The organism is Streptomyces sp. SAS_272 (genome assembly GCF_052543235.1).
The window spans coordinates 1-24,528 of record NZ_JBMNDR010000026.1; the positions used below are offsets into that span (position 1 = coordinate 1).

The 24,528-nt window shown below is 74.5% G+C and carries 20 protein-coding genes, 1 pseudogene and 1 riboswitch; of the genes and pseudogenes, 10 read left to right on the forward strand and 11 right to left on the reverse strand.

The features are described from left to right. Positions 1-40: 40 nt before the first annotated feature. The 3 genes from ACN6LD_RS16920 to ACN6LD_RS16930 all read right to left on the reverse strand — a co-directional run bounded on the left by ACN6LD_RS16920 (position 41) and on the right by ACN6LD_RS16930 (position 3,344). Positions 41-1,522: a flotillin family protein gene (locus ACN6LD_RS16920; RefSeq protein ID WP_319192232.1), complete on the reverse strand. Its 1,482-nt coding sequence runs from the start codon at positions 1,520-1,522 to the stop codon at positions 41-43. Between the two features lie 155 nt (positions 1,523-1,677). Beyond that, positions 1,678-1,896: a hypothetical protein gene (locus ACN6LD_RS16925; RefSeq protein WP_199863848.1), complete on the reverse strand. Its 219-nt coding sequence runs from the start codon at positions 1,894-1,896 to the stop codon at positions 1,678-1,680. Between the two features lie 29 nt (positions 1,897-1,925). Then, a complete protein-coding gene (locus tag ACN6LD_RS16930; RefSeq protein ID WP_445043587.1) occupies positions 1,926-3,344 on the reverse strand; it encodes an amidase in 1,419 nt (472 codons plus the stop codon). 253 nt (positions 3,345-3,597) lie between these two features. Between ACN6LD_RS16930 and ACN6LD_RS16935 the strand changes: the two genes are divergently transcribed. The 5 genes and pseudogenes from ACN6LD_RS16935 (at position 3,598) to cobM (ending at position 8,137) form a co-directional block, all read left to right on the forward strand. Continuing rightward, entirely contained in the window at positions 3,598-4,986 is a 1,389-nt protein-coding gene (locus ACN6LD_RS16935) for a glycoside hydrolase family 43 protein (RefSeq protein ID WP_445043588.1), read from the forward strand. 172 nt (positions 4,987-5,158) lie between these two features. After that, positions 5,159-5,500, forward strand: a pseudogene (locus ACN6LD_RS16940) (SDR family NAD(P)-dependent oxidoreductase); the annotation flags it as partial. Positions 5,501-5,676: 176 nt separating this feature from the next. Beyond that, positions 5,677-6,060, forward strand: a complete 384-nt coding sequence (locus ACN6LD_RS16945) for a hypothetical protein (RefSeq protein WP_445043589.1) — start codon at positions 5,677-5,679, stop codon at positions 6,058-6,060. A 50-nt stretch (positions 6,061-6,110) separates the two neighbouring features. Further along, complete coding sequence (gene cbiE / locus ACN6LD_RS16950; RefSeq protein WP_445043590.1) at positions 6,111-7,391, forward strand: precorrin-6y C5,15-methyltransferase (decarboxylating) subunit CbiE; 1,281 nt, start codon at positions 6,111-6,113, stop codon at positions 7,389-7,391. After that, complete coding sequence (gene cobM, locus ACN6LD_RS16955) at positions 7,388-8,137, forward strand: precorrin-4 C(11)-methyltransferase (RefSeq protein WP_319192242.1); 750 nt, start codon at positions 7,388-7,390, stop codon at positions 8,135-8,137. The genes cbiE and cobM overlap by 4 nt, the downstream gene beginning before the upstream one ends. A 120-nt stretch (positions 8,138-8,257) precedes the next feature. On the opposite strand, the gene ACN6LD_RS16960 is transcribed toward cobM, so the two are convergent. Continuing rightward, positions 8,258-9,400, reverse strand: coding sequence for a cobalt-precorrin-5B (C(1))-methyltransferase (locus tag ACN6LD_RS16960; RefSeq protein WP_319192244.1), 1,143 nt, complete (start codon positions 9,398-9,400; stop codon positions 8,258-8,260). Between the two features lie 18 nt (positions 9,401-9,418). Between ACN6LD_RS16960 and ACN6LD_RS16965 the strand changes: the two genes are divergently transcribed. Further along, positions 9,419-10,174: a cobalt-precorrin-6A reductase gene (locus ACN6LD_RS16965; protein WP_445043591.1), complete on the forward strand. Its 756-nt coding sequence runs from the start codon at positions 9,419-9,421 to the stop codon at positions 10,172-10,174. A gap of 317 nt (positions 10,175-10,491) precedes the next feature. Here the strand turns inward: ACN6LD_RS16965 and ACN6LD_RS16970 are convergent, their stop codons facing one another. The 3 genes from ACN6LD_RS16970 to ACN6LD_RS16980 are packed head-to-tail and all read right to left on the reverse strand — an operon-like array spanning position 10,492 to position 13,930. Continuing rightward, a complete protein-coding gene (locus ACN6LD_RS16970) occupies positions 10,492-11,979 on the reverse strand; it encodes a precorrin-2 C(20)-methyltransferase (protein WP_445043592.1) in 1,488 nt (495 codons plus the stop codon). Then, positions 11,976-12,647, reverse strand: a complete 672-nt coding sequence (locus tag ACN6LD_RS16975) for a precorrin-8X methylmutase (RefSeq protein WP_319192251.1) — start codon at positions 12,645-12,647, stop codon at positions 11,976-11,978. The genes ACN6LD_RS16970 and ACN6LD_RS16975 overlap by 4 nt, the downstream gene beginning before the upstream one ends. Then, positions 12,644-13,930, reverse strand: coding sequence for a cobalamin biosynthesis protein CobG (locus ACN6LD_RS16980; protein WP_445043629.1), 1,287 nt, complete (start codon positions 13,928-13,930; stop codon positions 12,644-12,646). The genes ACN6LD_RS16975 and ACN6LD_RS16980 overlap by 4 nt, the downstream gene beginning before the upstream one ends. 46 nt (positions 13,931-13,976) lie before the next feature. Then, a riboswitch (cobalamin riboswitch) is annotated at positions 13,977-14,128 on the forward strand. Between the two features lie 34 nt (positions 14,129-14,162). Between ACN6LD_RS16980 and cobN the strand changes: the two genes are divergently transcribed. Further along, positions 14,163-17,759, forward strand: coding sequence for a cobaltochelatase subunit CobN (gene cobN / locus ACN6LD_RS16985; protein WP_319192255.1), 3,597 nt, complete (start codon positions 14,163-14,165; stop codon positions 17,757-17,759). A gap of 102 nt (positions 17,760-17,861) precedes the next feature. Here cobN and ACN6LD_RS16990 read toward each other — a convergent pair whose 3' ends face one another. Further along, a complete protein-coding gene (locus ACN6LD_RS16990; protein ID WP_445043593.1) occupies positions 17,862-18,992 on the reverse strand; it encodes a PP2C family protein-serine/threonine phosphatase in 1,131 nt (376 codons plus the stop codon). A 211-nt stretch (positions 18,993-19,203) separates the two neighbouring features. Further along, positions 19,204-20,181, reverse strand: a complete 978-nt coding sequence (locus ACN6LD_RS16995; protein ID WP_445043594.1) for a quinone oxidoreductase family protein — start codon at positions 20,179-20,181, stop codon at positions 19,204-19,206. A 161-nt stretch (positions 20,182-20,342) separates the two neighbouring features. Here ACN6LD_RS16995 and ACN6LD_RS17000 point away from each other — a divergent pair, with 161 nt between their 5' ends. Next, on the forward strand, positions 20,343-20,687 hold the full coding sequence (locus ACN6LD_RS17000) for an ArsR/SmtB family transcription factor (RefSeq protein WP_319194490.1): 345 nt from the start codon (positions 20,343-20,345) through the stop codon (positions 20,685-20,687). Between the two features lie 129 nt (positions 20,688-20,816). Then, the gene (locus ACN6LD_RS17005; RefSeq protein ID WP_319194488.1) at positions 20,817-21,323 is read left to right on the forward strand and encodes a hypothetical protein; all 507 of its coding nucleotides are present in this window, start codon (positions 20,817-20,819) and stop codon (positions 21,321-21,323) included. A gap of 187 nt (positions 21,324-21,510) precedes the next feature. Here the strand turns inward: ACN6LD_RS17005 and ACN6LD_RS17010 are convergent, their stop codons facing one another. Further along, a complete protein-coding gene (locus ACN6LD_RS17010) occupies positions 21,511-21,966 on the reverse strand; it encodes a MarR family winged helix-turn-helix transcriptional regulator (protein ID WP_319194486.1) in 456 nt (151 codons plus the stop codon). 103 nt (positions 21,967-22,069) lie between these two features. On the opposite strand from ACN6LD_RS17010, the gene ACN6LD_RS17015 reads away from it, so the two are divergent. Next, positions 22,070-23,524 carry an MFS transporter gene (locus tag ACN6LD_RS17015; RefSeq protein ID WP_445043595.1) on the forward strand — a complete coding sequence of 485 codons (1,455 nt, stop codon included), beginning with the start codon at positions 22,070-22,072 and terminating at the stop codon, positions 23,522-23,524. A 168-nt stretch (positions 23,525-23,692) separates the two neighbouring features. Here ACN6LD_RS17015 and ACN6LD_RS17020 read toward each other — a convergent pair. Beyond that, on the reverse strand, positions 23,693-24,528 hold an 836-nt coding region (locus ACN6LD_RS17020; RefSeq protein WP_445043596.1), incomplete at its 5' end, for a helix-turn-helix domain-containing protein.

A 24,528-nucleotide genomic window follows, 5' to 3' on the forward strand; every position in this document is an offset into this window, starting at 1 on the left:
ACCTTAAGCGGTGCCCCCGTGACCGTGCCTCACCGGCGTCTCACCTCTCCTCGACGGGCACCTTCTGCGAAGCCGGACCTGCCGACCCGTTCAGCGGCGAACTCCCGCCGGGAGCATGGCCGTTCTGGTTCATCGAGGCGAGCAGCTGCCGGGCCAGCCCCAGTCCCGTCCCGCCCATGGTGAGCGCCTTGGCGAACACGTCCGCCATGCCGTCGGCGCCGTTGAGCAGCACCATGTTGTCGACGTTGCCGAAGGCGGACGCGCCCGCCTTCACGATCTCCGGCCAGTTCTCGGCGAGTTGCTGGGCGACGACCGCCTCCTGGTTCTCGGCGAGCGCGGCGGCGCGGGCCTTGATGGCCTCCGCCTCCGCGAGACCCTGTGCCTTCGCCGCCTCGGCCGCCGCCAGACCCCTGGCCTGTGCGGAGGCCGCCTCGGCCTCACCGGTCGCCCGGGTCGCGGCCGCGGAGGCCTCACCCCGGGTCCTGGTCGCCTCGGCCTCGGCGCCGGCGGCCTGCTTGACGCGGGTCGCCTCGGCGGCCGCCGCGAGCTCCGTCTCCTTCGCCTTGGCCTCGGCCGCCGAGATCCGGGCGTCGCGCTCGGCCTCGGCCAGCGTGCGCTTCTCGTAGGCCTGCGCGTCCGCGGGCTTGCGCACGTCCGCCTGGAGCTGTTGCTCGCGACGGTGCGCCTCCAGCTCGGCCACCCGTGTCTCCTGGACGACGACCTCCTGCCGGGCGGCGGCGTCGGCGAGGGGTCCCGCCTGACGGGCCTTGGCGCCCGCCTTGTCCCGCTCGGCCTGGTAGCCGGCCTGGAGGATCTCGCTGTCCCGGGTGGCCTCCGCCATCCGGGCGAACGAGGCCTGCTCCGCCTCCGTGGCGAGCCGGTTGGCCTCCGCCTGGGCGATGCGCGCATCCCGCTGCACGGCCGCCGCGTGCGGCATCGCCATGTTCTTGATGTAACCGGTCGGGTCCTCGATCTCGTGGATCTGCAGCGAGTCCACGATCAGGCCCAGCTTCTCCATCTCCGTGCCGCAGGCGGCACGGGTCTGCCCGGTGAGCTTCTCCCGGTCGCGGATCATGTCCTCGACCGTCAACCCGCCCACGATGGACCGAAGATGACCGGCGAAGACGTTGTGCACCCGCTCCGACATCAGCTTCTGCTGGTCGAGGAAGCGCCGGGCCGCGTTGGCGATCGACACGAAGTCGTCGCCCACCTTGAAGATGACCACGCCCCGCACCCTGAGCGGAATGCCCTGGTGCGTCACGCAGTCCACCTGCAGTTCGGTCTCGTTCAGGTCGAGCGACAGCTTGCGCACCACCTGCACGCCGGGCATCACCAGCGTTCCGCGCCCGGTGACGATGCGGAAACCCATGCCCGCCTCGAGACCCTCGGTACGGTGGTTGGAGCCGGAGATGACGAGTGCCTCGTTGGGCTCCGCGACGCGCCACATCATCTTGAACAGACCGATCAGAGCGAGGACGGCGACAACCGCCACCCCCGCAACGACGCCGACAACCATCGGCATACGCCCCCTTGTGATGGTGCCCTTTCGGCACCGAACGAAGGGAGTCTGCGCCTCGCCGGCCCCGGGTTGAAGGCGCTGACGCATCCTTGTTGCAATCTTGACGCTTACGTTCCCGAAGCCGCACGAAAGCGGCTCTCACCTGGGTCGCGGCGGGCTCAACTGTCGTACGCGCGGGTGACGTAGACCGACCGGGGCGGCAGGTGCTCCACCACCATCACGACGGTGCCGCGCTCGATGCGGGCCGTGCCGTCCGCCGCGTAGGCGAGGAAGTGCTCGGCCCCGCCGCGCACCCGGACCATGACCTCGCCGACGAGCCCCGGCCCGATCGTCCCGGTGACCCGCCCCATCAGCCCGACCATCGACGCGTCGTCCATGGTCACAGGGTACGGGCACAACACGGCCGTCAGGCCGGGGAGTCGGCGGCCGCTTCGCTCGGCCACCGTTCGTGCCAGCGCAGCTCCGCCTCCAGCTGGGCGGCGAGCGAGAGCAGCAGCGGCTCGCTGTGGGCCGGACCGAGCAGCTGAGCCCCGACCGGCAGCCCGCCGGGGGCGAAGCCGGCCGGGACATTCACGCCGGGCCAGCCGAGCACGTTCCACGGCCAGGCGTACGGACATGCGGCGATCATGGCGCGGTCGGTGGCGATGCCGCCCAGCTCCAGCATGGCCCCGATGCGCGGCGGGGGAGCGGCCGTCGTCGGCGCGAGGACCACGTCGTAACCCTCGAAGAAGGCGCCGACACGGCGGTGCAGGACGGTCTCGGCGCGCCGGGCCGCCCGCAGCGGCGCTCCGCCGAGCAGCTTGCCCAGCCGGGCGGCGTCCCGGGTGCGCCGGTCCAGGAGCGCGGGGAAGGGCGCGTCGGCGACCCACTCGGCGATGCCCGCGGTCGCCCGGGGCACGAAGGTGAGGCCGATCTGCCCGTACGGCGGATCGGCCTCCTCGACGGTGTGGCCCAGGCCGGCCAGTGTCTCGGCGAGTTCGAGGACCCGGGCGCGGACCTCGGGCCGCAGCCGGGCGGCCACGGCGGTGAACGGCGGCTTCAGCGACAGCGCGATGCGCAGCCTGCCGGGGTCGCGGCGCACCGCCGCCGAGGCGTCGACGGCCGGCGGCCGGTGCGGGTCGCCTGCGTGGTTGCCCGCGGCCGCGTCGAGCAGCAGGGCCGCGTCGGCGACGGTCCGGGCCAGGGTGCCGTTGACGGTGATGCCCTGGAAGGACTCGCCGCGCGGCCAGGTCGAGATGCGGCCACGCTGCGGTTTGACGCCGATCAGATGCGTCCAGGAGGCCGGGATGCGGACGGAGCCGGCCCCGTCCGAGCCGAGGGCGGCCGGCACCAGCCCCGCCGCCACCGCCGCCGCCGAACCGCCGGAGGATCCGCCGGGCGTGTGCCCGGTGCTCCACGGGTTGCGGGTGGCGCCGAAGGCCGGGCCCTCGGTGAACGGCCACTGCCCGAGCTCGCAGGTGTTGGTCTTGCCCACGATCACGGCTCCGGCCGCCCGCAGCCGGCGGACCGCCTCGCCGTCCTCGGCGACGGGAGGGTGGGCGCCGGCGCAGCCGAACGCGGTCGGCTCGCCCGCCACGTCCATGTCGTCCTTGACGGCGACCGGGACCCCGAGCAGGGGGCGGCGCACGCCGGACGCCAGTTCCCGGTCGGCCGCCTCGGCTTCGGCGAGCGCGGCCTCGGCCCGCACCACCCGGAAGGCGTTGAGGACGCCCTGGGTCGCCTCGATCCGGGCGAGGGTGCGCTCGACGAGCGCGCGGGACGACACCTCGCCCTCGGCCAGGGCGCGTGCGGTGTCCGTCAGACCTGCGGCACGGTCGGGCGTCATACAGGGCACCTCCGGGACGACGTCGTCTACCGCACGGTAACCTGCGGCGGCCGCACAGTGGAACGGATCGCGGACGACGGTGAGTTGGGCGCCCTGGCGGAGAGGGTCGCAACCTCCGGCGACACAGTCGCCTCACAGGCGCCTCGTGTTCCTGCGCAAAGGATTGACGTGTTCCCGCCCCGCCCCTAGCTTCTGATCGACTTTCCGGACCTTGTTCGGGATGTCGAACCCTGAGCCGTAGGAGAGCCGCACCATGACGACACGTCCCCCCGCCCCGTCCCGCCGTTCCCTGCTGCGCGCGATGGCCGTCCTGCCCGCAGCCGCGTTCGTGCTCGGCGAGGCCCCCGGCCTGCTCGGCACGGCCCTCGCCGCCGCGCCCGGCGCCGGATCGGCCACCCGCTACACCATCGTGCCGTTCCTCGACAGCGACGACGGGACGGTGAACGTCTACCAGTCCGACGACGCCACCGACTTCCGGCTGGTGCAGGCCTCCGCGTACACCCCGCCCAGCAACCGCATCCGCGACGCCAGCGTCTTCAAGCACACCAACGGCTACTACTACATCACCTACACCACCCACACCTGGCAGGACGCCAGCACCACCATCGGCTTCGCCCGCAGCTCCGACCGGGTCAACTGGTCGTTCCTGTACGACTACACGGTCCCGATCGCGGGCCTCTCCCGCGCCTGGGCGCCGGAGTTCTTCGTCGACAGCGACGGCAGCGTCAACGTCATCGTGTCCTGCTCGACGACGAACGACGAGTGGATCTTCACGCCGTACCTCCTCAAGGCCACCGACTCCTCGCTCACCGCCTGGAGGTCACCGGTCGCCCTGTCCGGCATCGGCGCCAACCACATCGACACGTACATCGTGAAGACCGGGTCGACCTACCACGCGTTCACCAAGAACGAGACGGCGAAGTACATCGAGTACGCGACGGCGTCCAACCTCGCCGGCCCCTACACGATCAAGAAGACCGGCGACTGGGCCGGCTGGGGCAGTTACCGCGAGGGTCCGACCGTCATCCAGCTCGACAACGGCGCCTGGCGGATCTTCTTCGACGGCTACGGCGACCACAAGTACTACTACAGCGACAGCTACGACTCCTTCGCGACCTGGAGCGCCCCCAAGGCGCTGCCCGGCATCTCGGGCACGGCGCGCCACTTCACGGTCATCAAGGAGACGGTGACCGGTGGCCCCACCCTGACCAAGAACGCCACGCGCAGCCTGCGTTCGCAGAACTACACCACCCGCTACTGGCAGGAGCAGTCCGCCCTGCTCAACCTGCCCGTCGTGACCGGCTCCAGCACCGCCGCCGAGAAGCAGGCGGCCACCTTCACCGTCGTCGCCGGCCTCGCCGACGCCAACGCCTACTCGTTCCGCGACGCGGCCGGCAAGTACCTGCGCCACTACTCCTTCCGCGGCCGCTTCGACGCCAACGACGGCACGTCCACCTTCGCGCGGGACGCCACCTTCATCGCCCGCACCGGCACGGCCGCGGGCTCGGTCCGCTTCGAGTCGTACAACTACCCCGGCAACTACCTGCGCCACTACAACTACGAGCTGCGCGTGGAGCAGTCCGACGGCACGGACCTCTTCCGGCAGGACAGCTCCTTCGTGCCGGTGACAGCCTGGTCCTGAGCCGCACCCCCGGCCGACCGCCTTCACGGCGCCCGGCAGGCCTTGACGGCTTACGACCCGGCTCTGACCGACCCGGTGTCGTACGCCGTGATCACGGCCTGGATGCGGTCGCGGACGCCGGGCGACTCCCGCGTACGCGGGTTCGCCTCCGCCGCCGAAGTGGCGCAGCGCCTTCTCGCTGCGCGGCTTGTCGAAGGCCGCCGTCACGGCACTCGGCCCGCGCGGCATCCGCGTCAACACGATCCACCCCGGCTTCATCGAGACCGAGATGACCGCCTCCGCCCCGTCCGCCTTCCGTGAGGCGAACGTCCGCGAGACCCCGCTCGGCCGCACCGGCACCGTGGACGAGGTCGCCCCGCTCGTGGTCTTCCTCCTGTCCGACGAGTCCTCCTTCATCACCGGCGCCGAGATCCCGGTCGACGGTGGACTCACCGCGCACGGCGGCGTCAAGTCCATCGCGGAAGCGACGAGTCCGACCGCGGCCGGCTCGACTCCGGTGAGCCGACTCCCGTGATGGGGCCTGCTGCGGGCGGAGGCGGGGCCAGACTCACTCGGCCCCGCCTCGACGAGACGGCTGTGTACGCCGCCCGAGCGCCAGGATCGCCACCGTGCTGGGCGGCGGCTGGATCGCCTCCGGCCCACCCGACCCCACCCGTCAGCCCACCCTGAGCGGGCCTTCGGGGGCTGCGGATGCATCCCATGGAAGGGGCCGGGGAGTGGGAGGTCCAGACTCCGGTCCTGGGCGCCGCGGCGCACGGGCTGCGGCCGGGTGAGCACGTGTGGTTCCGCCACGCCAAGGCGGGCGAACCGTGCGAACGCGTCGACACGCTCCACCTGGTGTCGGACGGCGAGATCGTCGAGGAGGTCACGACCTACCGCGGCGAAGGTCACGCCTTCCTCTGCTCCCGTGCCCGTTTCGGTCCCGTGCCCGCTCCGGTTCCCTGCCCGCTCCGGTTCCTGTGGAGCAGCCGTGCGGTCGGGTCCTCGGGCCTTCCCGAGCCGCACCGCCGCGGCCGGGCGGCAGGAGGCGGGCGGGGGCACCCGGGCGGGAACGCCCAGGCCACCGCCCAGTAGAGTGCGCCCCTGTCGTCCCGAGCCGTCCACGAACACCGAGGTAGCGCGCAGTGACCCCCGCACGACCAGGACCGTCGCCCGCCGTCACCGCCGCCGTCACCGTCGTCGGGATCGGAGCGGACGGCTGGGCGGGTCTGCCGGACGCCTCCCGTGCCGCGCTGGGCGCGGCCGAGGTCCTGATAGGAGGTCCGCGTCAGCTGGACCTCGTGCCGCCCGACTGCGCCGGCCTGCGCGTCCCCTGGCCCTCGCCGCTGCGTCCGGCGGTCCCGGGCCTGCTCGCCGCGCACGCAGGCCGTCGGATCGCCGTCCTGGCGAGCGGGGACCCCATGTTCCACGGCATCGGACGCGCCCTCGCCGAGGAACTCGGCCCCGCGCGACTGCACGTGCTGCCGCACCCCTCGTCGGTCTCCCTCGCCGCCGCCCGGCTCGGCTGGCCGCTCGAGGACGCCGAGGTCGTCACGCTCGTCGGCCGCCCCACGGCCCGCCTCGCCGCCGCCCTGCACACCGGCCGTCGGCTCCTCGTCCTCGGCGCGGACGCCGCCGCTCCCGCGGAGATCGCCGCCCTGCTGCGCGACCGGGGGTTCGGGCCGAGCCCGATGCGGGTCCTGGAGCAGCTCGGCGGTGCGAGGGAGCACACGACCGCGCCGCGCACCGCCGACGACTGGCCCGTCGACGGACCGCTCGGCGACCCGCTCAACGTCGTCGCCGTGGAATGCCGCCGCGCCCCTGACGCACTGCGGCTCGGCGCGGGCCCCGGGCTGCCGGACGAGGCGTACGAGCACGACGGGCAGCTCACCAAGCGGCACGTCCGTGCGGCCACGCTCGGCGCACTCGCCCCCGCCCCCGGTGAGCTGTTGTGGGACGTCGGCGGCGGCTCGGGCTCCATCGCGATCGAGTGGATGCGCATGCACCCCTCGTGCCGCGCGGTCACCGTGGAGCGTGACCCGGCGCGGGCCGCGCGCATCGCCCGCAACGCCGACCGGCTCGGGGTGCCCGCACTGCGCGTGGTCACCGGCGCGGCGCCCGCGGCCCTCGCCGAACTCCCGCCGCCCGACGCGGTGTTCGTCGGCGGCGGGCTCACCGCGCCCGGCCTCCTCGACGCGTGCTGGGAGGCGCTGCCGGCCGGCGGGCGACTGGTCGCCAACACCGTGACGCTGGAGTCGGAGGCGCTGCTCGCCGAGGCCCGCCGCCGTCACGGAGGCGAGCTGGTGCGGCTGGCGGTGGCGCACGCCGTCCCCGTCGGCGCGTTCACCGGCTGGCGGCAGGCGATGCCCGTGACCCAGTGGGCCGTCCACAAGACCCTCGACACCTCTGCGGGAGAAGACCGATGACCGTGTACTTCATCGGCGCCGGGCCCGGCGCCGCCGACCTGATCACGGTGCGTGGCGCGCGCACGCTCGCCGCCTGCCGGGTCTGTCTGTACGCGGGCAGCCTGGTCCCGCGCGAGCTGCTCGCCGAATGCCCGCCGGGCGCGCGGCTGGTGGACACCGCCCAGCTGGACCTCGACCGGATCACCGCCGAGCTGGTGCGCGCCCACGAGGAGGGGCACGACGTGGCGCGGCTGCACTCCGGGGACCCGTCGGTGTTCAGCGCCGTCGCCGAGCAGATGCGGCGGCTGGACGCGGCCGGCGTGCCCTACGAGGTCGTCCCCGGCGTGCCCGCCTTCGCCGCCGCGGCCGCCGCCCTCAAGCGCGAGCTGACGGTGCCGACCGTCGGCCAGACCGTCATCCTCACCCGGATCGCCCACCGCGCCACCGCCATGCCCGAGGGCGAGGACCTGGCCACCCTCGGCCGCAGCGGCGCGCTGATCGTGCTGCACCTCGCGGCCCGGTACGTGGACCGGGTGGTCGGCGAGCTCCTTCCGCACTACGGCGCCGACTGCCCCGCAGCCGTCGTCGCCTACGCCTCCCGCCCCGAGGAGCTGATCATCCGCGGCACGCTCGACGAGATCGCCGGCAAGGTGAAGGAGGCCGGGGTGCTGCGCACGGCCGTCATCATGGTCGGCCGGACGCTGGGAGCGGAGCAGTTCCGCGACAGCCACCTCTACTCCCCGGACCGCGACCGCCACGACTGCTGAACGCCCTCCCCGAAGGCGGGCAGGGGGCGCACGCGTCAGCCGCGCCGTCACAGGCCGACGGGAGCGTGGGCAGCGGGCAGCGGGCAGCGGGCAGCGGGCGGCGGGCGGCGGGCGGCGGGGCTACGGTCCGGCCACGGTGCTGCGGCCCACCACGGTCCCCGCGCGGTCGATGCAGATGACGTCCACCGCGACCGGGGCCCCGCGCAGCACGCCCAGCGCCTCGTCGCGTGCGGTCGTCGCCACGAGGTCGCCGAGCGGAACCCCGGCCGCGGCGCACAGTTGGAGGGCGGCGAGCCCCGTGTTGGCGCCGGCCACCTCCGCGGCGAGCTCCGGGCCCGCGCCGCCCCTTCGGGCCAGCTCGGCGAGGAAGCCCTTGTCGACCTGGGAACGGGCCGAGTGCAGGTCGAGGTGGCCCGCGGCGAGCTTGGAGAGCTTGGCGAAGCCGCCGCAGATCGTCAGACGGTCCACGGGGTGGCGGCGGACGTACTTCAGGACCGCGCCGGCGAAGTCGCCCATGTCGAGCAGAGCCTCCTCGGGCAGCCGGTACTCGGCGAGGACCGTCCGCTCCGACGTCGAGCCCGTGCACCCGGCGACGTGCGTGCGGCCCGCCGCCCGGGCCACGTCCACGCCCCGCCGGATGGAGTCGATCCACGCCGAGCACGAGTACGGCACGACGATCCCGGTCGTGCCGAGGATGGAGAGCCCGCCGAGGATGCCCAGACGCGGGTTCCAGGTGGAGCGGGCGATCTCCTCGCCGTGGTCGACGGAGAGGGTGATCTCGACGTCCCCGGCGCCGCCGTGCCGGGCCGCCGCCTCGGCCATGTGGTCGCGCATCATCTGGCGGGGGACCGGGTTGACGGCGGGCTCCCCGACCGGCAGGGGCAGGCCGGGAAGGGTGACCGTGCCCACGCCGGGCCCCGCCCGGAACACCACCCCGGACCCGGTCGGCAGCAACCGCACCGTGGCCCGGACCAGCGCCCCGTGCGTGACGTCCGGATCGTCGCCGGCGTCCTTCACGATCCCGGCCATGGCGTACTCGTCCGTCAGCTCCTCGGCCGCCAGCGCGAACGCCGGCGTCTGCCCCCTCGGCAGCGTGATCGTCACCGGGTCGGGGAACGCGCCGGTCAGCAGGGCGGTGTAGGCGGCCGTGGCGGCCGCCGTCGCACAGGCGCCGGTCGTCCAGCCGGGCCGCAGCCCGGTGTGCTTGAGTTGGGCGCCGCGGCCGCCCTTCGGGTCGCTCGCGCCTGCCACGTCACTGCTCATGATCGGATCCGGACTCTCGTGCACGTACTGATTCTCGGTGGAACCACGGAGGCCCGCCGCCTCGCCGAGCTGCTGCACGGCACGCCCGGCCTGGAGACGACCAGCTCCCTGGCCGGACGGGTGGCCAGTCCCCGGCTGCCGCCGGGCGAGGTCCGCGTCGGCGGCTTCGGCGGGACCGAGGGGCTGACGGCCTGGTTGCGCGAGCGGGCCGTCGACGCGCTCATCGACGCCACCCACCCCTTCGCCGGGACCATCAGCTTCCACGCGGCGCGGGCCGCCGCCACCGCCCATGTTCCCCTGCTCGCCCTGCGCCGCCCCGGGTGGGTCCCCGTCGAGGGCGACCGCTGGCACGAGGCCGACTCCCTGGAGCACGCGGCGCGGCTGCTGCCCGCGCTGGGCCGCCGCGTGTTCCTCACCACGGGACGGACGGGCCTGCCCGCGTTCGCCGCCCTGGACGGACTGTGGTTCCTCGTGCGCTCCGTCGACGCGCCCGAGGCTCCGCACCCGCCGCACGGCGAGATCCTGCTCGACCGCGGTCCCTTCACCCTGGACGGCGAGCGGGAGCTGCTGCGCCGCCACCGCATCGACGTCGTGGTGACGAAGGACAGCGGAGGAGCGGCGACCGCGCCGAAGCTGACCGCGGCCCGTGAGGCCCGGCTGCCCGTGGTCGTGGTCCGGCGACCGGCCGTCCCGGAGGGCGTGCCCGAGGTCGAGGAACCCGAACAGGCGGCCCGCTGGGTGGCGGAGCGCCTCGCCGCCTGCCCGCGCGCCTGACGTCCCGCCCGGCTCACGCCCCGACCCTGTCGTCCGCGCGGGAGGCGCACCCGCCCCTGATGCCTTGGCCCACTCACGCCCCGCACCGAGTGCGCCCCGAGCCCCTGCCGTCCCGGCGGGGGTGTCCCCGCCCCTGACGTCCGCGAAGGCGGCGGCCTCGCCCCCGGCGCCCACGCGGGAGACGTCCCGCCCCTGCCGGCCGTGTGCGAGACGTCATGGCGCCCCGTCCCCGCCGGCCGCGCCGGGAGGCGTCCCCGTACGTGCCGTCCCCGTCCCCGACAACCGTGGTGGGGCCGGTCGCCCGGCGCCGCGCACGCTCACGCCTCGGGGTACCGGCGGGGGGTCCAGACGATCTGCTCGCCGTCCCCCCGCCGCACGGCCCGGGTCTGCGAGGAGCCCACCAGCAGGATCGTCCGCATGTCGACCACGGCGGGGTCCAGATCGGCCAGCCGTACGATCCGCACCCGCTCGCCGGGGCCGCCGACGTCCCGCGCGACCACCACCGGGGTGTCCGGCGCCCGGTGCTCCAGGAGCAGCTCGCGCGCCTTGCCCACCTGCCAGGTGCGGCTGTGCGAGCCCGGGTTGTACAGGGCCAGCACCAGATCCGCCGAGGCCGCCGCGCGCAGCCGCTCGGCGATCACCTCCCACGGCTTGAGCCGGTCGGAGAGCGAGATCGTGGCGTAGTCGTGGCCGAGCGGGGCGCCCGCGCGGGCGGCGGCCGCGTTGGCGGCGGTCACCCCCGGCAGCACCCGCACCGGCACGTCCGCGTACTCGGGCTGCGAGGCTGCCTCCAGGACGGCGGTCGCCATCGCGAACACCCCCGGGTCGCCGCCGGAGACGACGGCCACCCGCCGACCGCGCTGCGCCAGCTGCAGTGCGAACTCGGCGCGCTCGGACTCCACCCGGTTGTCGCTGCCGTGCCGCGGCTGTCCGGGCCGCACGGGCACCCGGTCGAGGTATGTCGTGTAGCCCACCAGATCGTCGGCGGCGGCCAGCGCGGCCCGGGTCTCGGGCGTCAGCCACAACGGGCCGGCGGGGCCGGTGCCGACCACCACGACGTCCCCGAGGGACCGCACGGGACGCTCGGCGTCGACCCGGCTGGGCAGCACGGCCACCGAGAAGTACGGCACCGACTCCGGGTCCACGTCCGCCAGTTCGCCGGTCCGCTCCCCGCTCATCGTGGCCCGCTCCACGTACCGCGCCTCGTCCAGCCGTCCCGCCGCCTCCAGCGCGCGCCGCACCTTGGGGAAGGTGCGGCCGAGCTTCATCACCACGGCCACGTCGGTGGCGGCGAGCCGCGCCGTCAGCTCCTCCTCGGGCAGCGTGCCCGGCAGCACCGTCAGCACCTCCTCGCCCTCGGCGAGCGGGGCGCCCAGCCGGGCGGCGGCGGCGGACACCGACGTGACACCGGGGACGACCTCGGTCTCGTAACGGTCGGCGAGCCGTTTGTGCATGTGCATGTAGGAGCCGTAGAACAGCGGATCGCCCTCGGCGAGCACCGCGACCGTGCGTCCCGCGTCGAGATGCACGGCCAGCCGGGCGGCCGCCTCGGCGTAGAACTCGTCCATGGCGCCCTGGTAGCCGCCCGGGTGGTCGGTGGTCTCCGTGGTGACCGGGTAGACCAGCCGCTCCTCGACATGGTCGGCGCGCAGGTGCTTCGCCGCGATCGAGCGGGCGATGGACCGGCCGTGCCGGGCGCTGTGATACGCGATCACGTCCGCCTCGCCGATCACCTCGACGGCCCGTACGGTCATCAGGGAGGGGTCGCCGGGGCCGAGCCCCACGCCGTACAGCTTGCCGCTCATTCTTCCTCGCTCGCGATCGCGTTGAGCGCGGCGGCCGCGATGGCGCTGCCGCCACGGCGTCCGCGCACCACCAGGTACTCCAGGCCGAGCGTGTTCGCCGCCAGGGCGTCCTTCGACTCGGCCGCGCCGATGAACCCGACCGGCGCGCCGATCACGGCGGCGGGACGGGGCGCGCCCTCCTCGATCATCTCCAGCAGCCGGAAGAGGGCGGTGGGCGCGTTGCCGACGGCGACCACCGAGCCCTCGAGCCGGTCCCGCCACAGCTCCAGCGCGGCGGCGGTGCGCGTGGTGCCCAGCCGCGCCGCCAGTTCCGGCACGCTCGGGTCGGACAGCGTGCACAGCACGTCGTTGGCGGCGGGCAGCCGACGGCGGGTCACTCCGCTGGCCACCATCTGCACATCGGTGAAGATCGGCGCGCCGGCCCGCAGCGCCTCGCGGGCGCGGGCGACGACGCACGGCGTGTACGCCAGGTCTTGTACGAGGTCGACCATCCCGCAGGCGTGGATCATCCGGACCGCGACCTGGCTGACGTCGGCGGGCAGCCCTTCGAGGTCCGACTCCGCGCGGATGGTGGCGAAGGACCGGCGGTAGATGGCCGCTCCGTCCTTCTCGTAGTCGTAGCTGCTCACGGTGTTCGTCTCGCTGCTCTCGATGGTGGTACGGCTCATGAGGTGATCGCCGCCAGGGCGGCGGCGAGGTCGTCGGGGTCGGTCATCGGTGCGGTGAGCGTCGGACGGCCCGACCGCACTGCGGACAGCCGGTAGCCGCCGTCCTCGGAGGCGACCACGTCGATCCGGTCGCCGTGCGGGTGTCCGCAGCGCCGTTCGCAGCCGGACCAGTACAGCGGGAGGGGGCAGGCGCCGGCCGCGTCGACAGTGTCGGCCGCGTCGGCCCGGACGTCGGCGTGGGATTTGCCACACCCGGGCCGTCCGACGCACGCGCCGACCCGCGGCCAGGGCGAGGCCGGATCGGTGACGAGACCGGCCGCGGCGAGCCGCGCGAGCGACTCGGCACGCTGCCGCGGGGACTGGTCCGGCGCCGGGACGACGACTCCGCGCCACGGGGTCAGCCGCAGCCCGGTCCCGGCGACCCCCGTCAACTCCCGCCACTGGCGGGCGGAGAGCCGCCCGAGCGGCACATGCGCGGACAGGGCGTCGCCGACGACGCCGGGCGAGGGCCCAGGGGCGACCGCGGCGGCGACCTCCGTCAGGGACGAACGGACGATTCCGCCGGCGTCCAGGCGGCGGCGTACCCGATCGGTCAACTCGCCTTCGGGCAGGTTGAGTTCGGCCACCCGCCAGACTCCGCCGCCGGACTCCCGTACGGCTTCCAGGAACGTCTCGGCCGCCAGCAGCGCGGCCCGCGGCGCGTCCTGCGCGGACACCCGCACCGCACCCGGATCGAGCACCGCGCCGCCGTCGCCGGTCGCCCGCAGCGTCACGTCCGCGCCGAGCCCGGCGACGTCCCCGCGCCCGTCGTCCAGGGCGAACAGGAACCGGCCCGACAGCTCCCGCGCCGGTCCGCTCCCGCACAGCGCCGCGTCGAGATCCGACAGCCAGGGCCCCACGTCGTGCAGACCGCGGCCGTCCAGGCCGGACAACGGTGAGGCGACGATGTTGCGCACCCGCTCGTGCCCGGGGGAGGGCAGCAGCCCGGCCGCGTCCAGCACGGCCGCGAGCTCCGCGCCGCAGCCGTCCGCGAGGCCCCGCAACTGCACGTTGCCGCGCGAGGTCAGATGGACGTCCCCGTCGCCCAGCCGCCCGGCCGCCTCGCCCAGCGCCTCGGCCTGACGGACGCTCAGCACCCCGCCGGGCACCCGGACCCGGGCCAACGCCCCGTCGTCCGCCGCATGCAGCCGCAACGCCCCGGGGCAGGCGTCACCGCGGTCCCGTGAGACCGCTGTGGCCTGGGATGTTGGACGGAGGTCAGCCGAGGACATGGCGGCGAGCATACCCACGTCCACCTGGGAGGTATGCCTGTGCCCTCTTCCCCCGCCCCTTACTATGCTCTGCGGTGGATCATCCGGTCCGCCAACGCCACGACGGCGACAGGGGAGGAAGCCCGGTGCGAATCCGGCGCGGTCCCGCCACTGTGAGCCCGGCCCTCAGAAGCCGGGCGAGTCAGGAACTCCCGCCGTCCGACACCGCCCGGGGCGCGGACACCCCGAGGAAGGCCGACGTCCCATGATCCTTCTGCTGTCGACGTCCGACACCGACCTGCTGAGCGCCCGCGCCGCAGCCGGCCCGGTCCCGTACCGCTTCGCCAACCCGGCCCGGCTCGCCCTCGACGACCTCCCCGCGCTCCTCGACGGCGCCGACCTCGTCGTCGTACGCCTCCTCGGCGGGGTGCGCGCCTGGCAGGACGGCCTCGACCTGCTGCTCGCCGACGGCCGCCCGGTCGTCGTCCTGACCGGTGAACAGGCCCCCGACGCCCAGCTGATGGCCGCCTCCACGGTTCCCGTGGGCATCGCAGCCGAGGCCCACGCCTATCTCGCCCACGGCGGACCCGCCAACCTCGAGCAGCTCGCCCGCTTCCTCTCCGACACGGTCCTGCTCACCGGTCACGGCTTCGACTCCCCGGCGTCCGCCCCCACCTGGGGTCCGCTGGAGCGGCCGGCGCGGGACGACGCCCCCGGGGTCCCGACGATCGCCGTGCTGTACTACCGGGCCCATCACATGAGCGGCAACACCGCCTTCGTGCACGCCCTGTGCGACGCCGTCGAGGCGTCCGGCGCCCGGGCGCTCCCGCTGTACGTCGCCTCCCTGCGCGCCCCCGAGCCGGAACTGATCGAGGAGCTGCGGGCCGCCGACGCGATCGTCGCCACGGTGCTCGCCGCGGGCGGCACCCGCCCCGCCGAGGCCTCGGCGGGCGGCGACGACGAGTCCTGGGACGCGGGCGCGCTGACCTCCCTGGACGTCCCGATCCTCCAGGCGCTGTGCCTGACCTCCTCACGGACCGACTGGGAGTCGAGCGACGAGGGCGTCTCCCCGCTGGACGCGGCCGGCCAGATCGCCGTCCCGGAGTTCGACGGCCGGCTGATCACCGTCCCGTTCTCCTTCAAGGAGATCGACGCCGACGGACTGCCCGCCTACGTCGCCGACCCCGAACGGGCGGCCCGCGTCGCCGGCATCGCCGTACGCCATGCCCGGCTGCGCCACATCCCGCCGGCCGACAAGCGTCTCGCGCTCGTCCTCTCCGCCTATCCCACCAAGCACTCCCGGATCGGCAACGCGGTCGGCCTGGACACTCCCGCCAGCGCCGTCGCGCTGCTGCGCCGGCTGCGCGAGGAGGGCTACGACTTCGGGACGGACGCCGAGGTGCCGGGGCTGGCCTCCGGCGACGGCGACGAGCTGATCCGGGCGCTCATCGAGGCGGGCGGCCACGACCAGGACTGGCTCACCGAGGAGCAGCTGGCGCGCAACCCGGTGCGGATCGCGGCGGCGGACTACCGCCGCTGGTTCGCCGCGCTGCCCGAGGAGCTGCGCACGTCCGTCGAGGAGCACTGGGGCCCGCCGCCCGGCGAGATGTTCGTCGACCGCAGCCGCAACCCGGAGGGCGACATCGTCCTCGCCGCCCTGCGCTTCGGCAACCTGCTGATCCTCATCCAGCCCCCGCGCGGCTTCGGCGAGAACCCGATCGCCATCTACCACGACCCGGACCTGCCGCCCTCGCACCACTACCTGGCCGCGTACCGCTGGATCGCCGCGCGGACCGAGGACGGCGGCTTCGGCGCCGACGCGATGATCCACCTCGGCAAGCACGGCAACCTGGAGTGGCTGCCCGGCAAGAACGCCGGCCTGTCCGCCGCCTGCGGCCCCGACGCCGCCCTCGGCGACCTCCCCCTGGTCTACCCCTTCCTGGTCAACGACCCGGGCGAGGGCACCCAGGCCAAGCGCCGCGCGCACGCCACCCTGGTCGACCACCTCGTACCGCCGATGGCCCGCGCCGACTCCTACGGCGACATCGCGCGGCTCGAGCAACTCCTCGACGAGTACGCCCAGATCGCGTCCATGGACCCGGCGAAGCTGCCGGCGATCCGCGCCCAGATCTGGACCCTCATCCAGGCCGCCAAGCTCGACCACGACCTCGGCCTCGCCGACCGCCCCGACGACGACGGCTTCGACGACTTCCTGCTGCACGTCGACGGCTGGCTCTGCGAGGTCAAGGACGCCCAGATCCGCGACGGTCTGCACGTCCTCGGCAACCCGCCGGCCGGCGGCGACCGCGTCAACCTCGTCCTCGCGATCCTGCGCGCCCGCCAGATCTGGGGCGGCGCCACCGCCCTGCCCGGCCTGCGCGAGGCACTCGGCCTCGACGAGTCCGCCGCGACCCGCACGACCGCCGACGAGGCCGAGGCCAGGGCCCGGGCCCTCGTCCAGGCGATGGAGGACGCGGACTGGAACCCGGCCGCCGTCCCGGCCGAGCACGGCGAACAGGTCGCCGCCGTCCTGGAGTTCGCCGCCCGCGAGGTCGTCCCGCGGCTGGCCGGCACCACCGCCGAACTCGACCACGCCGTGCACGCGCTGGCCGGCGGATTCGTGCCGGCGGGCCCCTCCGGCTCGCCGCTGCGCGGTCTGGTCAACGTCCTGCCGACCGGCCGCAACTTCTACTCCGTCGACCCCAAGGCCGTCCCCTCCCGGCTCGCCTGGGAGACCGGCCAAGCCCTCGCCGACTCGCTCCTGGAGCGCTACCGCACCGACAACGGCGAGTGGCCGACGTCCGTCGGACTGTCCCTGTGGGGCACCAGCGCCATGCGCACCGCCGGCGACGACGTGGCCGAGGCCCTCGCCCTGCTCGGCGTCCGGCCCGTCTGGGACGACGCCTCGCGCCGCGTGACCGGTGTGGAGGCCGTCCCGCACGAGGAGCTGGGCCGCCCGCGCATCGACGTCACCCTGCGCATCTCGGGCTTCTTCCGGGACGCCTTCCCGCACACGATCGGGCTGCTGGACGACGCCGTCCGCCTCGCCGCCTCGCTCGACGAGCCGGCCGAGGTCAACCACGTGCGCGCGCACGTCCGTGCCGACCTGGCGGAGCACGGCGACGAACGCCGCGCCACCACCCGTATCTTCGGCTCCCGCCCCGGCACCTACGGCGCCGGCCTGCTCCAGCTCATCGACTCCCGCGACTGGCGCACCGACGCCGACCTCGCCGAGGTCTACACGGTGTGGGGCGGCTACGCCTACGGCCGCGAACTGGACGGCCGTCCGGCCCGCGACGAGATGGAGACGGCCTACAGGCGGATCGCGGTGGCCGCGAAGAACACCGACACCCGCGAACACGACATCGCCGACTCCGACGACTACTTCCAGTACCACGGCGGCATGGTCGCCACCGTCCGCGCCCTTCGCGGCACCGCACCCGAGGCGTACATCGGCGACTCCACCCGCCCCGAGACGGTCCGCACCCGCACGCTCGTCGAGGAGACCTCCCGCGTCTTCCGCGCCCGGGTCGTGAACCCCAAGTGGATCGAGGCGATGCGCCGCCACGGCTACAAGGGCGCCTTCGAGCTCGCCGCCACCGTGGACTACCTGTTCGGCTACGACGCGACCACCGGCGTGGTCGCCGACTGGATGTACGACAAGCTCACCGAGACCTATGTCCTGGACCCGACGAACCGCGAGTTCCTCCAGCAGGCCAACCCGTGGGCGCTGCACGGCATCGCCGAGCGACTGCTGGAGGCGCAGTCGCGCGGAATGTGGGCGAAGCCCGACCCGGCGGTGCTGGAGCAGTTGCGGCAGGTCTACCTGGAGACGGAGGGGGACCTCGAGGGCGAGGACTGACCGGCCCGTCCTCCCGCCCCCTCCCGGCCGCGTCCGCCGCCGCGACGCCGTGGCGCGAGCGACCGGTCCGGGCCCGCCCCGCGCGGGCCCGGACCGGGTTGTTCAGCGCCTAGGTGCCCGGCGGACGGTCAGGACGGCGACGTCGTCGTGGCGCCGGCCGTCCCCGGCGAAGCCGCGCGCGTCCTCGTGCAGGGCCCCGGGCAGTTCGGTGGGGGAGCGGTCGAGGTGCTTCATCAGGCGCTCGTCGAGCGGATAGAACGTGCCGTCGGCGGCCCGGGTCTCGGTGAGTCCGTCGGTGGTCAGCACCAGCGTGGCGCCGTCCGGGAACACGAACCAGTCCACGGTCGTGGGCTCGACGGCCAGTTCGGCGAGCCCGAGCGGGACGCCCGGGTCCACCGCGGCCGTGGTGACGGCCCCCTCGTGCACCAGACGCGGGGGTATGTGGCCGCAGTTGACGACCTGTGCCTCGTCGTCCGCGTCGACACCGACGATGAGGGCGGTCACGAACCGTTCGTCGTCGCCGGTCTGTTCGGCGTAGGAGTTGTGCCGGACGACCGCGGCGTCCAGGGCGTCGACGAGCGCGGTGAGCGTGGCCTCCCGGTAGGCCGCCTCGCGGAACGCGCCGATGACGGCGAACGCGGCGCCCACCGCGGCCAGGCCCTTGCCCTGGACGTCCCCGATCAGCACCCGCGTGCCCCACGGCGAGTCGACCACGTCGTAGATGTCACCGCCGACGAGCCGGTCCTCCTGCACGGGCTCGTAGACGCCGTTGACGAGGACGTCGTCGGTGAGCAGGGGGAGGGGATGCAGGATGTGCCGCTGCATGGCGGCGGCGGTGGAGCGCAGTCGCAGCATCTCCTGCTCACGCGCGATGCGCCGGTGGCAGGCGTAGACGGAGACGACCCCGAGGACCAGGGTGAGCAGCACCAGGAGACTGCGGTCCAGCCACCTGGCCCCGTCGCCGGCCCGCAGGAACAGGGTGAGGGAGACGAACAGGGTGGTCCACGCGGCCACGAACCTGGTCTGCTGCACGGTGCACAGCGCCGACGCCGTCCCCGGCAGGAAGACCAGGAGGCCGAGCAGCCACACCTCGGACCCGGACAGCACGCCGAGGACCTCGACCAGGACCGTCACCGTGAGCACGCCGACGACCGTCTCGGCGTTGCCAGGGGGCTCGATGGCGTCGACGGCGTCGAGGGCGCCGGCAGGTCTCTTGCGGCGGATACCGATCATGGGGTCTCCCGGGCGCGTGGCGATCCTCTCCACCTTAGACAGACCGGCGGTCCCCGCGGCGGGCCGACCCTGCGGGCAGGGGGCAGGGGGCAGGGGGCACGGGGCCGTATCCGGTCGGCACGTCGGCAGTGGCGGACGCCGGCGCCGCCGCCCGCACGGCTCGGTCGGCGATCCGCAGTGCTGCGATCCGCCGCGTCGCGACCCGCAGTGCTCAGTCGGCGATGCGCAGCAGCAGCTTGCCGGTCGACGTTCGGCCGCCCATCAGCTCGTGGGCCGCGGCCGCGTCCGCCAGGGAGAACTCCGCGGTGACGGGAACGCGCACCCGCCCCTCGGCCAGGGTGCGCAGGGCGCGCTCGGTGAGGGCGCGGAGCTCCTCGGGCGCCGACCGGGCCAGGCTCAGGATCGAGAAGCCGGCGACGGAGCGGCCCCCCTCGTACAGCTCGGGCTGCCCGACCTGCCAAGGCGGCGCCCCGCTCGCGTTGCCGAAGGACACCAGGCGTCCGAAGACGGCCAGCGCGTCGAGGCCCCGGCGCAGGGTGTCCCCGCCCACCGGGTCGAGCACCAGGTCGACGCCCCTGCCGCCGGTGGCCCGGCGGACGCCGTCCAGGAAGGCGTCCTGCGCGAACACCTCGTCGTAACCGTGATCGAGGGCGTGCGCCGCCTTGGCCGTGGAGGAGACGACGCCGTACACCGCTCCCGCACCGGCCGCCCGGGCCAGCTGCCCGGCCACCGTGCCGACGCCGCCCGCCGCGCCGTGCACCAGCACGGTCTCGCCGGCGCGCAGCCGCCCCACCTCGTGCAGCAGGGCGTGCGCGGTCGGCAGCACGGTGGGCAGCGCGGCCGCCGTGCGCAGGTCCACGCCCGCGGGGAGCGGCAGGACGGCGGCGGCCTCGGCGACCACGACCTCCGCGTAGGCTCCGCCGGCGACCAGGCCGGCGACCTCCTGCCCGGGGCGCAGACCGATGACGCCCGGTCCGACGGCCCGGACCCGTCCGGAGACCTCGAGTCCGGGACGGAACGGCAGGGCGTCCACCCGGTAGCCCTCCGCGCGGGCCTTGAGGTCCGCGAAGTTGACTCCGGCATAGGCGGCGTCGACGGTGACCTGTCCCGGCCCCGGCTCGGGCGTGTCGGCCTCGACGACCCTCAGCACCTCGGGGCCGCCGTACTCCTGGAACTCCACTGCGTGCATGACGGCGTCACCGCACCCTTCGACGACTGTTCAACGGAAAGCGAACACTGGGACTGTAAGATATTCGTCGAACACCGGGCAACCCGCCGGAGGGTCAGGCGGCCGGACCGACCGGTTGAGAGCGGGACGAGACCCGGCCGAGTGCGGGACGAGGAGAGGGCATGGCGAAGGGGACCGAGGGCGGCAGTCACCGTGCGGCGCCGGTGCACACGGACCCGGGCGAGGTGTCGGTCGTGTCCGCGCTGTCCGCGCTCGCCGACCCGGTGCGCATCCAGCTGGTCCGCGAACTGGCGGGCTCCGCCGACTGGGCGCGCAGCTGCGGCGGCTTCGACGTGCCGGTCGGCAAGGCCGCGCTCAGCCACCACTTCTCGGTACTGCGCGGCGCCGGCCTGGTCGAACAGCGCGACGAGGGTCCGAGGCGGACCAACCGGCTGCGCCGCGAGGAGTTCGACGCGTGCTTCCCCGGCCTGCTCGATCTGGTGCTTCGCGGCGACTCCTCCGGCTGACCGGGGTCGTCGTCGGCCGGAGGGCTGCCCGGCGGGTGAACGCCCGAAGGGGCGCCGCCGTACCCCTCGACGCGTGTCCGTCCACCGGCGCGCACGGATGAACGCCGCCACACGGATACGGAGTCGTACGTGCCTCAGCAGCCCCCGTCCCGTCTCCCGGCCCGACGCCCGGCCCGCCTTCCGCGCCCGGTCGCCCTGGCCGGCAGCCTGCCCCTGCTCCTGTGCGTCACCGCGTGCGGCGGCGGCGCGGACGGCGCGGCGCGGAAGGGCGAGCCGACGCCGACCACGGTGACCGCCGCGGCGGCGGCCGGGGTCGTGGCGCCGGCGAAGGTCGAGGTGATCGCCGGGTTGACCGGCTGCACGGCCACCATCCGCATCGAGGCGGCGGAACTGCGTCAGGGCGTCTGTCGCGCCGAGGGGGCCGAGTACCTCATCACCACGTTTCCCGAGGAGCGGCACAAGGAGACCTGGCTCGACGCCGCGGCCGTCTACGGCGGGCGCTACCTGGTCGGCTCCCGCTGGGTGGTCAGCGCGCAGCCCGAGCTGCTGACGCGGTTCCAGTCCAAACTCGGCGGCGACATCAGGCAGTTGGGCGCGGCGGCGGCCCCGTCCGCCGCTGCGCCGAGCGCATCCTGACCCGCAGGCCTACTGCCGGTCGCGCCGACCTCCCCGGTCTTGCCGCCTCCGCCGGTCGCGCCGACCTCCCCGGTCTTGCCGCCTCCGCCGGTCGCGCCGACCTCCCCGGTCTTGCCGCCTCCGCCGGTCGCGCCGACCTCCCCGGTCTTGCCGCCTCCGCCGGTCGCGTCGGCCGGCGTCCGTTGCGCTACGGGCGCGGCCAGGGCCGTCCGCCGATGGCCTCGATGCCGTTGTTGAAGCGCCGCAGGTAACCCGCGAAGGCGGCGATGTCGTCGTCGGACCAGTCGTGCATCACCTGGTCCAGGATGTCGATGATCCCTTCCCGCTCCGTGTCCAGCAGGCGCTGCCCCTCGTCGGTGAGCCGGAACTTGCGGGCCATCCCGCCCTCCGGATCGGGGATGCGCTCGATCAGCCGCGCGCGCATCGCCGCCGCCGTCTGCCGGTTGAGGGTGGAGGCGTCCAGGCCGAAGGCGTCGCTGAGCTCCCCGATCGACATGGGCCCCTGCACCCGGATCCGGCTCAGCAGGACGTAGGCGCTGCGCTCCAGAACGCTGTTCTTGCGGCGGCCGCCCCGCTGGTTCAGGAACGTGTGACGGCTCAGCAGCATCTGCTCGTACTCGACCTCATGGGCGGGCGTCTCCATGCATCCATCCTGGCATACCGGTGTGTATGAGCCACATCATGTGTGCGATACACATCGCATGTACGATGCACATCCTCACGCGTCACCTTCCCGAGGAGTCCCCATGGGCGCCATCGCCCCCCAGTCCGCGGCCCGCCCCGGCGCCGTGATCGCCACGCTGGCCTTCGCCGGCACCACGGCGGCGATCATGCAGACGCTGGTCACGCCGCTGATCGCCGAACTGCCGCAGATCCTGGACACCTCGTCCTCGAACGCGGCCTGGGTGATCACCGTCACGCTGCTGGTCGCGGCCGTGTGCGTGCCCGTCGTCGGCCGCCTCGGCGACCTCCTGGGCAAGCGCCGGATGCTGCTGGCCTGCTCGGTGCCGCTCATCGTCGGCTCGGTGGTCTGCGCGTTCGCCTCCGACGTGGTGACGATGATCGTGGGCCGCGGTCTGCAGGGCATGGGCATGGGCATGGTGCCCCTCGGCATCGCGCTGCTGCGGGACGTCGTGCCCGCCGAGAAGCTCAGCGGCTCCATCGCGCTGGTCAGCGCCTCCATGGGCATCGGCGGTGCGATCGGCCTGCCGCTGGCCGCCGCGGTCGCCCAGTACGCGAACTGGCGTGTGCTCTTCTGGGGCTCCGCCGCACTGGCCGCCGTCGTGGCCGTCCTGATCTACACGCTCGTCCCGGACGTCCCGGCAGGCGCCAAGGGCCAGCGCTTCGACCTGCCCGGCGCGATCGGCCTCGGCGTCGGCCTGGTCTGCCTGCTGCTCGGCGTCTCCAAGGGCGCCGACTGGGGCTGGGCCTCCGGCACCACGCTCGGTCTGTTCGCCGCCGCCCTGGTGGCCCTGGCCGGCTGGGGCCTGTGGGAGGTGCGCACCGCCGACCCGCTGATCGACCTGCGCACCACGGCCCGCCCCCGGGTGCTGCTGACCAACCTGGCCTCCGTCTTCATCGGCTTCGGCATGTACGCGAGCATGCTGGTGATGCCGCAGCTGCTTCAGTTCCCGGAGGCCACCGGCTACGGCCTCGGCCGGTCGATGCTCGCGGCAGGTCTGTGGATGGCGCCCGGCGGTCTGACGATGATGCTGGTCTCGCCGCTCGGCGGGAAGCTCACCAACGCCCGCGGCCCGAAGTTCACGCTGGTCTGCGGCGCGCTGGTGCTGGCGGCCGGATACTTCGTGTCGCTGGCGCTGATGGGGTCCGCCTGGGGCGTCATGGTGGTCACGCTCGTCACCAGCGCCGGGGTGGGCCTCGCGTACGGGGCGATGCCCGCCCTGATCATGAGCTCGGTCCCGCTGACCGAGACCGCCGCCGCCAACGGGTTCAACACCCTGATGCGCTCGCTCGGCACCTCGATCGGTTCCGCCGTCATCGGTGTGATCCTCTCCCAGATGACCACCACCATGGGCGGCCACACCTTCGCCTCCGAGGACGGTTTCCGCACCGCGCTCCTCGTCGGCGGCGGCCTCGCGCTGGTCTCCGCGGCCATCGCGGCCGTCATCCCCGCCGCGCGCGCCGCCGCGGACGAGGTCGTCGCCGACCCGGCGGCCGAGCCCGAGCAGGCGCCGGTCTAGCGGGCCGGGGTCCCGGCGGGCCAAGTCCTGGGCGGGCCAGGTTCTTTGCGGGCCGAGTCCTGGCCGGGCCGAGTCCTGGGCGGGCCGGCGTTCCGGCCCGGTCGCGCGCCCTTCCCCGGGGCGCCCCCACGGCCGTGTCCGTACGGGCTCCGCCCTCGGCGCCGCGCCCTACTGCCGGGTCAGCCTTCGCGTCGTCAGCGCCAGGTGCAGCCGCAGCCGGCCCTGCGGGGTGCGCACCGGCCAGCCCAGCAGGTGTTCGGCGTGGGCCAGCCGGTCCTGGAGCGTGGAGTGGTGCACGTTGGCCTCGGCTGCGGCCGCCCGCAGACTCGCCGTCGCGGTGACGGCGTACAGCGTGGCCAGCAGCCAGGGCGCGTCCGCGGCGGCCCTGTCCAGCGCCCGGACGTCCGGGGGCGGTTCGCCGCCCGGAGCGACGAGCTCGGCCAGCAGCGCGATCCCGCCGAGCTCGTCGGCGTACACCACCCGAGGTCCGGGATCCAGCGCTCCCCCTTCCGCGGTGAACCGCAGCGCGATCCGGGCGGCGTCCCACGACCCGGGCAGCTCCAGCACGGGCACGGCCGGGCCCACACCGGTGCGGACGGCGGGCGGCTCGGCGCTGCCGGGTACGGCGGGGGCGGGGACGACCCTGGGCCGGCCCCCCGCGGTGGCGAGTGCGCGGGCCGGTGCGAGAAGGTCGAGGCCGAGACGGCGCGCGGCGTGCAGCCGGGCCGGTTCGGCGGCCGCGGCGTCCAGAAGCGTCTCGACGAGGGCGGGATCCTCCAGCGGGGCCCGGCCGCGGGTGCGGTCCAGGACGAGGCGGGCCGCCCCCGCGGCCCGCTCCAGGATCACCGCGTCGACCACGCTCGGCGTCGCGTCGGCGCGTTCCAGCCAGAAGGCGGGCGCCCCGTCCGGGGTCAGCGCGGCGGACGGCCACGCGGGGTCCGGCGGCGGGCCGGGGTCCCGCCGGACGCCGTCGGCCTCGATCCGGATCCGCACCCCACGGCCGG